Annotated in this window: 9 protein-coding genes and 1 pseudogene; 5 read left to right on the top strand and 5 right to left on the bottom strand. The window is 59.8% G+C overall.

All coding sequences use genetic code 11. The features are described from left to right. The first annotated feature begins 53 nt into the window (after window positions 1–53). From H1B37_RS34415 to H1B37_RS14990, 3 genes are read left to right on the top strand one after another with little or no spacing between them, the layout of a single operon-like run. Window positions 54–731, top strand: a complete 678-nt coding sequence (locus H1B37_RS34415) for a sulfatase-like hydrolase/transferase (protein ID WP_353620849.1) — start codon at window positions 54–56, stop codon at window positions 729–731. Further along, window positions 620–952: a sulfatase-like hydrolase/transferase gene (locus tag H1B37_RS14995; protein WP_182867530.1), complete on the top strand. Its 333-nt coding sequence runs from the start codon at window positions 620–622 to the stop codon at window positions 950–952. Before H1B37_RS34415 ends, H1B37_RS14995 begins: the two co-directional genes overlap by 112 nt. Further along, the gene (locus H1B37_RS14990) at window positions 861–1,355 is read left to right on the top strand and encodes a sulfatase/phosphatase domain-containing protein (protein ID WP_353620847.1); all 495 of its coding nucleotides are present in this window, start codon (window positions 861–863) and stop codon (window positions 1,353–1,355) included. Before H1B37_RS14995 ends, H1B37_RS14990 begins: the two co-directional genes overlap by 92 nt. 198 nt (window positions 1,356–1,553) lie before the next feature. On the opposite strand, the gene H1B37_RS14985 is transcribed toward H1B37_RS14990, so the two are convergent. The 5 genes from H1B37_RS14985 to H1B37_RS14965 all read right to left on the bottom strand — a co-directional run bounded on the left by H1B37_RS14985 (window position 1,554) and on the right by H1B37_RS14965 (window position 10,552). Beyond that, the gene (locus H1B37_RS14985; RefSeq protein ID WP_182867473.1) at window positions 1,554–3,464 is read right to left on the bottom strand and encodes a hypothetical protein; all 1,911 of its coding nucleotides are present in this window, start codon (window positions 3,462–3,464) and stop codon (window positions 1,554–1,556) included. A gap of 3 nt (window positions 3,465–3,467) precedes the next feature. After that, window positions 3,468–4,040 (bottom strand): hypothetical protein, encoded by a 573-nt coding sequence (locus tag H1B37_RS14980; protein WP_182867472.1) that lies wholly within the window; start codon window positions 4,038–4,040, stop codon window positions 3,468–3,470. A 268-nt stretch (window positions 4,041–4,308) separates the two neighbouring features. Further along, window positions 4,309–5,604, bottom strand: coding sequence for a PQQ-binding-like beta-propeller repeat protein (locus H1B37_RS14975; RefSeq protein WP_182867471.1), 1,296 nt, complete (start codon window positions 5,602–5,604; stop codon window positions 4,309–4,311). Window positions 5,605–5,785: 181 nt separating this feature from the next. Continuing rightward, window positions 5,786–6,664 (bottom strand): glycosyltransferase family 2 protein, encoded by an 879-nt coding sequence (locus H1B37_RS14970; RefSeq protein WP_182867470.1) that lies wholly within the window; start codon window positions 6,662–6,664, stop codon window positions 5,786–5,788. Window positions 6,665–7,768: 1,104 nt separating this feature from the next. Beyond that, window positions 7,769–10,552, bottom strand: a complete 2,784-nt coding sequence (locus H1B37_RS14965) for a M16 family metallopeptidase (protein WP_182867469.1) — start codon at window positions 10,550–10,552, stop codon at window positions 7,769–7,771. A 234-nt stretch (window positions 10,553–10,786) separates the two neighbouring features. On the opposite strand from H1B37_RS14965, the gene H1B37_RS14960 reads away from it, so the two are divergent. Together H1B37_RS14960 and H1B37_RS14955 are read left to right on the top strand one after the other, a co-directional pair. Then, on the top strand, window positions 10,787–11,122 hold the full coding sequence (locus tag H1B37_RS14960; RefSeq protein WP_182867468.1) for a Rieske (2Fe-2S) protein: 336 nt from the start codon (window positions 10,787–10,789) through the stop codon (window positions 11,120–11,122). A 195-nt stretch (window positions 11,123–11,317) separates the two neighbouring features. Next, window positions 11,318–11,491 (top strand): annotated as a pseudogene (locus tag H1B37_RS14955) (type II secretion system protein); the annotation flags it as partial. Window positions 11,492–11,507: the final 16 nt, after the last annotated feature.

Raw genomic sequence — 11,507 nt, 5'->3', positions numbered from 1 at the left:
CGCCTCACTCAATCAACGGGCCGCTGAGGGAGAGAATCTGAGTTGGCTACCAAATCGCCCAGAAATACAATCGACGCCCCCCAGAGCGGGGCGTTCGTTTCGACAGGGCGTACTGCAACCAGGCGGTTTGCGCACCCAGTCGCAATGCATTGATGACCGGTTTGCGTCCCCAGAGCATCGGTGTTTACGACTTGTCGACGCATTTTCGAGACGCCGCGCCCGACGTCGTCACTTTCAGCCAGTATTTCAAACGCAACGGTTACCTGGCCGAAGGACTGGGAAAGATCTATCACACCGGTCACGGCAATCGCGATGACGTCGATTCCTGGAGCAGTCGTTCATGGCGTCCCAAGGCGTCGGCGTATGTCCTGGAAAAAAGTCTGGCGATGCGGAAGCGGGATGCGAAAGGCAGACTCCGCGGCCCGGCGACCGAATCGGCGGACGTTCCCGACGAAACCTACGCCGACGGTTTGATCGCTGAAGAAGCCGTTCGTCGGTTGGAAGGTTTCAAGAAGCGAACCGACCAGCCCTTCTTTTTGGCGGTCGGATTCTTGAAACCCTCCTGCCCTTTGTCGCCCCCAAACGCTACTGGGACCTGTATGACAAACGCAAGCTGCCGATGCCACAGGTCAACGTCGCGCCGCAGGATGCGCCCAGCTACGCACGGACCTCGTTTGGTGAACTGCGAAACTACAGCGACATGCCGGCGGCGGGCGAGATCGACGAAGTGACCACGCGGCACTTGGTCCATGGGTACTACGCCGCGACCAGTTACACCGACGCACAAATCGGAAAGCTGCTCGATGCCTTGGATCGATTGCAGCTTGCCGAGGAAACAATTGTGGCACTGTGGGGCGACCATGGTTGGCACCTGGGGGATCACGGCATGTGGTGCAAGCACACCAATTACGAACAAGCCGCGCGGATTCCGGTCACCCTCGCCGCCCCCTGATGGTGCCCGCGGCGCCGCGTCCCCTGCCCTAATCGAAACGGTTGACCTGTACCCGACGCTCAGCGAGTTGGCCGGGTTGCCGATACCGGCGGGGTTGGACGGACAAAGTTTTAGCGGCGTGATCGCAGATCCCACCATGCCGGCGCGCGACTTCGTCACCCACGTGTCCCCCCGCGGCGGTCGACTCGGCCGTGCGATTCGAACCGAGCGGTATCGAATGGTGGAATGGAAGAAACCGGGGGATGCACGTGACACCGCGGAGATCGAGCTTTACGACTACCAGTCCGATCCCTTGGAAACCAAAAACATCGCGGCAACCGCGCCCGAAACCGTCGCGATGCTGCGTGCGAAATTGGACGCACAGCCCGAAGCCAAACCACAGTGGCGACGGCGAAATAATTAGTCGGCGACGCTTTCGTGGGTGGTCAAAAAATGGGGGGGCAAAAAATGGTGCCGACTGGACGAGGGAATGCTCCTGATGGCACCAATTCACAGCATTTCACAACCGCTGGTCGGCTGGTCGGCTGGTCGGCGTCTTCCATCATTCTGCCCCGTATCATTCTGCCTCCCTACGTTCACAGGCGTTGTCTTATCCGCGGTGTCATTGTGCCGGCAAACGGATCGCGATGAACATCCGGTGGGCCACCCATTCCGGCTCCAGCTCGACGCGCCAAATCATCTGCTGGGCCGGCGGGGATTGCGTATCAATGCTCGGCAGTCGATTCAGGGGGACCAACGCTGACGCTTGATCCGGCATCGTCGCAAAGCGTGCAACGAAGGGTTCGAGTGTCAGGCGAGTGATCCGTCCACCGACGGCTTGAAACTCCTGGAGCTTGGCCGAGGAACTGGCGTCCGCGGCGGACAAATCCAACGGCCCGTGCGAATCATCGAGCAGCAAACAATCCATCAGGTCGGCCAAGGCGTCGTGAATCGGGAACGTCGTCGGCAGGCTGGTGTAGTGACGCGGGTCTTGGGGGACGACCGCCGCCTTGGCGGTCGCCGACAGCCGTACGGTCGATTCGTCGCTCATCTTCATCCCCTCCAACACCTTGGCATCGCGAACGGTCCAATCCGATGGATACGAGAGCACGCCCGGCGTCAGGACGCGTGGACGTGAGGAATGTGGCCCGTAAATGCTCGGCGGCGCGACGGATTCTGGCGCCATCTCGCGATTCAACAAATTCGACGCCAGCGGATAACCACGTTCCACCGTACGGACTTGTTGCGACGTGTAACGCTGTCTCCAACGCATCGGTTCCGCCGTCGCATCGCGATAGCGTTGGGATTGCTCGGCCAAGACAGGATCCTTTGCGGCCAGATGTTCGACCGCCGCGATGACGTTTTGATCCAACGCCCCAAGCCTCCTTCGGTCCAGTGTGGCAATCGCGGCGAGGATCTTGGGATAAAGCACGGCGAGTTGATCCTGTGGCGTTGATAGCGCCGCGCTGGCGACGATGCCCGCGATGGATGCATTGCCGATCGAATCGACCTGGTCGATGATTCTTTGAAACGGCTGGGCGGTCGTCCGGGCATCACGATCGTTGAATGCCCACGCCACGGCGATGCTTCGCGTGACCGCCGCCGATGCATTGCCCCACAGCACCGTGACGTACTCAACGGCGTCGGCGGCATCGCCGCCGACGCCATCGGCCAAAGTGACCGAGGGTGATTGCCGCATCTCCGCTACGACGCGATCCGATTCCGATTTGAACGTTTCGATCGCATCCACGTATGCTTGAATTTTGACCTTCGCTTCGGCCTGATAGCTTTTGCGGCGTTGCCGATTGAGCCGATTCATCAGCTCCAGGTGCGGCACGTTGACTTCATTCTGGAACGACTTGGCCTGGAAATGCGTCAGGTAGAAGACGCTTTGCAGCTGTTTTAAGTGCAGCGTTCGGATCATGCGTTCGGCTTCGACCAGTTTGCCCGCACCCGCCAATTCCGCGGCGCGGGCGAGCGTCTTTCGACGGTCCTCGGTGTCGTTACGCAGCGACGCGACTTCTTTGGGTTGGTACTCTTGCAGCCGGGACGAAAAGTTGCCCATTGCCTTGCGGAGCAGGGTGAATTTACGCTTCAAGTCATAGCCGGCCGGTTCACCCATCGCTTCGAGATGTTCCGCGTACCAAATGCCGCGAGCGGTTTCCGGATAAATCCTGGAAAGTTGCTGATGTGGGAACCGCCGCCCTGCATCGACCGCTGCGGCGCTGCGGATCACCAACGCTTCCCACTCGGTGAATTTGGCGTACATCGCCTGGATCTGTTTTTCCGCTCCGGGAATCGTCCCGTGGGCACGGAGTGGTTGTTGCGGATCCTGGGTGTTCGGGTTAGCCGTGGCGGTTGCGGCAAACAGGGCGATCGCCAGGCCGACATATCGGACCGCGTTGTTGCTCATGCCAGGCGTCGTGAATCGTCGAGCCGAGGCAGCGACCTTCGCCAGAAAGTGAGGCCCCCAGGTGGTGCAGACCCACGCTCTGGCGAGCGTCGCGACGTTCAGGGAGTGAATCGTCTTCATCGATCAAAATCCCTCGACGACGGCCAGGATTTCGCCGCCGGCGAGCGCGAGCGGTTGATCGTTCGAATCGATCAGGGTGCAGGTGTCGATCGTTGCGGTGATCGTTTTTTCTTGCATGTTCATCGATCCGAAGGTGACCGAGACTGGATGTCCGATTTCGCTGCGCGCGATCGGGGCACCGGCGCGGGGTTCGACGAACAGGTTGCACGGCAGCGACTTTCCGGCCAACAGGGCGACCGTTTCGACCTCGGTCGTCGCGTGCAGAAAGACGGCCGGTGCGGGCGTGTGTTCGACTCCGGGCGGATAGCTGGTGATCTGCAATGAGTTCTTACGCCCATCACCGACGACGTGCATCTTGACGACCGCGTGATCAATCTCCAGCGGTTCGTCCATCTTGATCAACAGCTTGCCCGTCTCCGGCAACGGTTCCTCGGCCGGTTCGACCAAGGCATCGGTCATTTTCTTGCTCTCCTTGACCAAGCTTTCCCCTTCCTGTTGAACCGTCTCGGCAAGCTCCTTGAGTTTCTCTTTGGAACATGCCGGAACGCAGACCAGGCACAGCACGAGCGCGGACAAGCCGGCCGATCGATGCCGCCACCGGGAATTGTTCGGGGACGTAATCCGCGTCGGACTACGACGGCGGACCAAAGGCATGGCGTTCATCAGATGCACCGGGATAAGCTGCAGCGTCAGTGTCGCTCGCGAAAGGTCGATCCGCCATACAAACGAACCGGTCCGACGAGAACGACGACGGGAAGAAAAGCGGTCTGCTCAGACTAGCAGAAACTGCCGATGCGTGAATAAATTTCTTGGCTCGCCGCCGCGCCGAATCGAAACTCGATCACTACAGGCATCGCAGTTCCGTGCCGACTCGCAACAACAATCGTCCGTCGGCGTAGGCGGGGGTCGCGCCGACCGGCCCGCCCAAATTGATTTCGCTTAACTTTTCGAACGTCCGTGCCGCACGCAGCACCGTCGCTTCGCCATCCAGGTTGATCACCAAGACCTTGTCTCCCAACAAGATCGGCGAGGCGCTGTAGGTGCCGCCGATCCGTTTGGTCCACTGGACGTCTCCGGTGGCCACGTCAAAACAGGAAGCGATTCCCTTGTCGTCGATGGTGAACAGCATTCCGTTATGGGCCACCGAGGTCGGCACATAGGGCGCCGCCTTTTCAATCCGGTACACCTCTTGCGGAGCGTCGGTCTGGCCGGAGGGCATGCGAACGGCAACCAAGTGATTGCCACCGCCACCGCTGCCGCTGGAGCCGATCGCCAAATCGCCGACGACCACCGGAGAACTGACGCAACGCATTTTAAACACGGGCAGCCGCCAAAGCATCTTGCCGGTTTCCAGCGACAACGCGTAGATGCCGTCGCCGGTATTGGCACAAATCACTTTGCCATCACGGATCACCGGAGTCCCGTAACACACACGTGTGGAGGTGACGGGCGTCTGCCAAATCGTTTCACCGGTCGACCGGTTGACCGCGATCACGCGGCTGGTCCCCGGTTGGCCATTTTCAACACGATCGGCCTGTTGCGAGAAATTCAGTACGACCGTTTCCCCATGAACGGTCGGCGAGACACCGAAGCCGTGCTGGCTTTGCGCCACGCCGAAGTCCCGCTGCCAAACCTCGTTGCCCTGATGGTCCAGACACCTCAGCCAGGTGTGCTGGCGATCACTGTGGGCGATGTAGACATACCGGCTGTCGGTCGCGGGTGTGCTTGATGCGAGCGTGTTGCGGCTGTGCAGGTGGTTCTTGGCGTGTGGAAACTCACGCGTCCAATTCACGTTCCCCGTCCGCAGATTGATCGAAATCAAGCGAAGCGTTTGTTTGGCCGGTGACATCGAAAGCAAATAGACGCGTCCGTTCTGGATCGCCATCGATCCGACGTCACGCGTCTTCAAGTCGACCGTCCAGCGATACGATTGCTTTTCCAGACCCTCGGGCAGTTGGGCATCGGGAAGCACGCCGGCGATTCTCAATCCATGAAAACCGGGCCAATCGTCCGCTGTGGCTGGCACGGCATTGGCAGTCAATGCGCCGCTGCAAAGGATGAATCCGACGAGGTTGGCGCAGACACACTTGGCAAGGCGATCGCAACAGGTGGCGACCTTGGACGCAAGGAAAGATGGCATGGAGGGACCGTTCGGTAGGACAGGGCGGCGGATGGCCGAGGGGAGAAAGCCCAATTTTAACCAGAAAAATCGTCGCGAGGGCAACCCGGGCCCCAAACTCGCCAAGAGTTTCGCCCGGCGGCGGCCAAGCCGCCGCCGGGCAAGCCAAAAACCTCGGCGGCTTCCGCGACGACTCGGTTCGCTAGCGGCGGAACAGCCCATACTTGACGATGCACCACAAGGCGGCCACGCCGTCCCGCCAGCTGATTTTTTTGCCTTCGTCGTACCAGCGATGCTGGTAACGGATCGGACGCTCGGTGAACCGCAACCCCAACCGCGCCAACCTTGCCGTCAGTTCGATTTCGATCCCGAAGCGATTTTCCCGCAGGTCGGGCATGATCCGCCGCAGGTGTTTCCGCGGGACCATCTTGTAACAGGTCTCGACGTCGCTCAAGCGAATTCCGATGGCGATGCTGGCCAACAGCGTGATGAAGGCGTTGACCGTTTGGTGCCACCAGGGCGACAGCTGGCGGTCATAGTGACCGTAACGCGTGCCATAGGCCACGTCGGCCTCGCCGGCAAGCAGCGGTTGCAACAGGTCGCGAAAGTCCGAGGGGTCATATTCGCGATCGGCGTCCTGGATGACCACGATGTCACCGGTCGCTCGCTCGAACCCACTGCGAATCGCGGCGCCCTTGCCACGATTTTGTTCGTGCGCGATCACAATCACATCGGGATCTCGTTCCAGCGACCACATCGCTTCCAATGTTCCGTCCTTGCTGCCGTCGTCGACCAAGATGATTTGCAGTGGTAATCCGGTCGCACGAAGCCGATCGACGACCGATGCGACGGTCCCGCTTTCGTTGAAGACCGGCACGACAACCGATAGCAAAAAGCCCTCGGGCAACTCAAAGATGGCGAGTTTGCGACAAACGTCGCGGCCCAGTTCTGAACGCATCTTGCGGACATAGTCGGTTCGCCAATACACGCCACGATTCGCAAGGCCATCGGAACCATCCAAAGCCCCCGACGACTGCCGGGACATCGGATCGGACAGCGAAGCATCGTCGGGGTCAGGCATGAAGTTCATCGAACGGATGTGAGCGGTGCCGGAGGATGGACAATGGTAGCCGATCCACGCGGGATTGCCATGTCGGTCGATTTAAAGAAGCGTTTGTGGATTTAAATCAGTGTCTGTCAATGGAACGCATTGTTGGACCCGTTCAGTGAAATTCGACCGCTTCGATCAAACACCGATCGGTTGCAAGGATCGAGCAATCGCATCTGTCGAACCACAAAAAAAAATCGATGTGTTTGGGTGCGGAATTCGCGAGACTTTCAACAACTCTCGTTCACTACTCTGCACAGACGTCAAACTTTGTTGTTGACATTCGAATCGAAGATCGCCACATTTCTCTGACCGCTGTGGTTGTGGAAAAGTTGTTCACGACGGCGCGGCAACTTTTTGACTCTTCACTCTTGCACGGGAGACGTTTTGTCGTGAGTCGACAAACACGTTTGCGAACTTCGGTTTCGCTTTGTGCGACCAAACCGATGCCCCTTGACGATCTCTCAGGTGAACCACCTGGCGTCACGTAAGCCGAACCATCACAAGAGCCAGGAATGAATGCCGGCTCGCTTGAAACACAAGAAAGATGGGGCACAAAAACAATCAGCTGAAATTGGCGAAGGACGCGTCAGTTTCAGAGCAGCCTTGGCGGATGTAGAGAGGCTGTTGATTCCTGGAAGACGGCACCGATAGGAACCGCCGGCAAGTCAAACCCCGGACTTGCAACAGGGAACGTAACTTCCAACTTTGTCATTGATAATCGGTTGCCCGGACCTCGGCCATGGACGTGCCGGACCGGTCGGCTAAATGACAAAAACTGGGCCGCCCCTCATGGAAGAGGGCGGCCTTTTTTTATGCGCCGATGCTCAAATGGTCGCGGCAGCCGCCAACGGCCTGCCGAGTGAATCGCAATGAACAATCTATCGATTAGCCGTTGGGCGCTAGCCCCGGTTGAGTGGTGGCGAGAACCGCGGCTAGCGCCGTACGGCTGATTCGGTCAACAAGCCGCCAAGGCTTTCGCTCCGATTCGGTGGTAGCGGAAGCCGCGGAGGCTTTCGGCCCCCGTGCGGCGTCGCCGCGCCGGTGCGAAACTCTTGGCGAGTTCCGCTACGGCGATCACTGCTCGGTGGCTTCGGATTCGAAATCGCCGGCGACGGCCTTGATCAATTTCTCCCAGTCGATGTAGCGCCGAATCGCCTCATTGACGCTTTCAACGCTGGCCGATTCGATCCGCCGGTCGTGCTCGGCGGCCGCTTGCATCGTGCGATCCAAAAACATGGTCTGGATCAATTCGCTCGCCAACGAGCCGTCGTTGGCGCGCCGGACGCGTTCGGCTTGCAGGTAAGCGGATTTTGCCTTGGCCAATTCGTCCTCGGTCACGCCGCCGTCCCTGAGCCGCACGATTTCTTCGCGCATCGCTTCCATCAAACGGTCCTTGTTCTCCGGGTTCGTGATCGCATAGATCGTCAGATCCACGCGATCGTCTTTCGCCCGGGCGCTCAATCCGCTTCGCACGGTGTACGACAGCCCTTCTTGCTGGCGGACTCGGTCGGCCAATCGACTGCTCAGCCCTCCGCCGCCGAGGATGAAGTTCCCCAGCACCAGCGGCGCGTAGCCCGGGTCGGTATCGGCCAAGTCCATCTGCAGCGAGGAATAGAAAAACGCGTTGGCCTTGTCCGGGGTATTGATCGTTGCCAGCGATCCGTCCGCGTCGGAGTTTGCCGGGCGATCGACGCGAACATAGGGCACGTCCGATTCCCAGCCGCTGAGAATCCCTTCGATCTGCGACTTCATTTCATCGGCGTCAAAATCGCCCACGATCGACAGCTCGCCGATGTTTCCACCGACGAGTTCGGCGTACAGTGATTTGACCTCGTCGATCGTGACCGACTGGTACATCTCGATTTCTTCGTCCAGAGTCTGGACGTATCGAATGTCATCTTTCCCATAGGGCGAAAGCTCACGCTTGACCGCACGAGCGGCCAGCGCGGTCGGTTCGCTGGCGCTCTGTTGCAGCCCGGTGACCACTTGTCGTTTAATGACCTCTAATTCGTCGCCGCTCAGACGCGGGTGCCGAAGCACGTCGCCGACCAACGCGATCACGTCGCCCAAATATTCGCGTTTGGTCTTCAGCGACAGCTGTAGCAAACCGGGCGTGCTGTAGAGCTGCATTTCGGCCCGCAACCGTGTCAATTCATCCTGCAACGCCTGGTAGTCCAGCGACTCGGTGCCGCGGGCCATCAGGATACCCAGCAATTCGACCGCCCCAAGGCGATCGATCATCGTTTCCGCCGTGCCGAAACGAAGCGTCAAATACAGCGCGACCGATCCGCCGCGTGTCTGCTTGGGCAACAGCGCGTACTCGATCCCGTTGTCCAGCGTGCCGCGCAGCGTTCGTTCCTCGATTTTGATCGGATCCGGATCGAATTGTTCGCCGGCCTGAATGGTATCGCGTCCCTTGTAATCTTTCAGCTTGGCCAGCAAGTCGGGCGACTCGGGGATTTCAACGCGTTGGGCATTGTCGCTGGGGATGAACAGCCCGACGGTGCGATTGTTGCGAACCAGGTACTTCTGGGCGGCTTGCCGCACCTTTTCCGCATTCAGCTCTTCGACGACATCGCGGAACAGAAAGTACAACCGCCAATCGCCTTGGGCGGCCCATTCGCTCAGCGAGACGGCCAGCTTGTCCGTGTTGGCGGCTTCCAGTTCACGTTGCTTGAGGATTTGTTGTTTGGCACGCTCCACCTCCTGCTCGGTGATCGGATTCTCTTCGAACGAATCCTCCAGCACCGCGATCAATTCTGCACGAGCGGTTTCGATCGAGTGGTCTTCGGGGACCTCGGCGATCGCCATCAACAAACCGGGTTCGGCAAAGGCGTAGGCGAGTGCATAGACGTTGCTGGCGATTTCGGTTTCGACCAGATTCTTGTACAGCCTGCCGCTGGGTTCGTCCCCGAGCACGATCGAAAGTGCTTTGACGGCGGCAAAGTCCGGGTGGCTGCCGGAGGGGACGTGGTACGTGGCGCCGGCCAATTGCACGTCGCCGACGCGCCGCAGCACGACGGTTCGTTCACCATCCTGGGGCGGTTCGGTCGTGTAGGTCGGATCGATCGGCGTGTCGGGGGCGACGAGGTCGCCAAAGGTGTCGCCGATCATTTCGATCGCGGACGACTCGTCGAATTTCCCCGCCACGATCAATAGAATGTTATCGGGACGATAGTACTTGCGATAGAAACGCCGCAGGCTGACGACCGGCACACGTTCGATGTCACTGCGGTTACCGATGGTCGATTGCCCGTAGTTGTGCCAATCGTAGGCCGCCGACTGCATGCGTTGCATCAAGACGCGAAACGGCGAGTTTTCTCCGCGTTCGAATTCATTTCGAACCACCGTCATTTCGCTTTCCAGGTCTTCGCCCTTGATGAAGCTGTTCATCAACCGGTCGGCTTCCAATTCCAGCGCGAACCGCAGGTTGTCCTCGCCGGCCGGCAGCGTTTCGTAGTAATTCGTGCGATCGACCCACGTGGTGCCGTTGAAATTCGCCCCCCGCTCGGTCAGGTCCTTGGGGATGGCCGGGTGTGCCGGCGTCCCCTTGAACAGCATGTGCTCCAGCAGGTGAGCCATCCCGGCCTCGCCGTAGCCTTCGTGCCGCGATCCGACGAAGACGGTCATGTTGACCGTCACGACCTCCTTGCTGTCGTCGGGAAAGAGCAGCACGCGGACGCCGTTTTCCAGCTTGTATTCTGAAATGCCTTCGATTTCGGTGACTTTCATCAGTTCCTTCGGTGATTGTTCACCGTCATTTTGGTTGGTTTCGGTCGACGTTTCGGCGGCCGCACTGTCTTGCCCGGCTGCGACGCCGAGCATCAGAGACAGGGCGACGACGCAGGACGTGGCCATAGGGCGGATGATTCGCTTCACTTTCAAACTCCGTCTTTTCCAGTTTCGTTGGGACCGGCATGTCGCGATCGCATTGGTGAGTCATTGGGGGTATTGTATCGCAGCGACCGACCGGACATAGCTGGGGAGGCGATCCGGCGGCCGCCGCCATAACCGAGCCGCGAGGATCGGTCGAACCAACCGGTGCGTGGGAACCAGCGAGCCGCGTCCGATCCCCCTAAATTCACCGAAGCCATGGAATCAGAATCCCAAAACGCCTGGATCGATGTCGCCGGCGCCGACCAGCTCGCTGCCGGCGGTGCGATCGAGGTGGTGGTCGGCGAGCACATCCTCGCGATCTTTCGAGCCGACGATTCGCTGTACGCCCTTGACGGTTTGTGCGCCCATCAAGGCGGCCCGATCGCCAAGGGAGAGCTATCCAAGACCGATGTCGGCAAGACCTGCGTGACCTGCCCCTGGCACGGCTGGCAATACGAGCTGGCCAGCGGAATCCAAACGATCAACCGCCAACCGCTCCAACGAACCTTCCCGGTGCGCGAGAAAGACGGCCGGTTGCAGGTCCAGATCTAGGATCCGGAATAGCCGATCGCTCCACCACGGCAGCAGCCGCCACGCCCACGTTTGCATCGGCCCGCACAACCTGTCGCAAAACGACAAGTCTTTGGCGGCTAGAATGGGCGGTAGGGGACTTAACATTGCCGCTAGACGCCGCCAATGTCGGCGCGTACCCCTCATCCGTCTTCTTCCGGTTTCCCGAAGTCTTCGATGAGACGTCGTCGTACCGGGTTCACACTGTTCGAGCTGTTGGGGCATCGCGATCATCGGCATTCTGGTCGGGCTCCTGCTGCCGCGGTCCAGGCTGCCCGAGAGGCCGCTCGCCGAACGAGGTGCAGCCACAACTGCGAACAAGTCGGCCTGGCAACGCACGACTGCCATTCGACGTTGCTCGGGCCGA

This window comes from Stieleria mannarensis (genome assembly GCF_014154935.1).
GTDB classification, from domain to species: domain Bacteria; phylum Planctomycetota; class Planctomycetia; order Pirellulales; family Pirellulaceae; genus Stieleria; species Stieleria mannarensis.
This window is presented reverse-complemented; position numbering and strand designations above follow the sequence as displayed.

Bases quoted from the DNA above. Each gene is read 5' to 3' on its own strand.
- H1B37_RS14970 (WP_182867470.1), bottom strand. From the start codon at position 6,664: ATGCCTGACCCCGACGATGCTTCGCTGTCCGATCCGATGTCCCGGCAG.
- H1B37_RS14975 (WP_182867471.1), bottom strand. From the start codon at position 5,604: ATGCCATCTTTCCTTGCGTCCAAGGTCGCCACCTGTTGCGATCGCCTT.
- H1B37_RS14990 (WP_353620847.1), top strand. From the start codon at position 861: ATGGTTGGCACCTGGGGGATCACGGCATGTGGTGCAAGCACACCAATT.
- H1B37_RS14985 (WP_182867473.1), bottom strand. From the start codon at position 3,464: ATGAAGACGATTCACTCCCTGAACGTCGCGACGCTCGCCAGAGCGTGG.
- H1B37_RS14965 (WP_182867469.1), bottom strand. From the start codon at position 10,552: ATGGCCACGTCCTGCGTCGTCGCCCTGTCTCTGATGCTCGGCGTCGCA.
- H1B37_RS14960 (WP_182867468.1), top strand. From the start codon at position 10,787: ATGGAATCAGAATCCCAAAACGCCTGGATCGATGTCGCCGGCGCCGAC.
- H1B37_RS14995 (WP_182867530.1), top strand. From the start codon at position 620: ATGCCACAGGTCAACGTCGCGCCGCAGGATGCGCCCAGCTACGCACGG.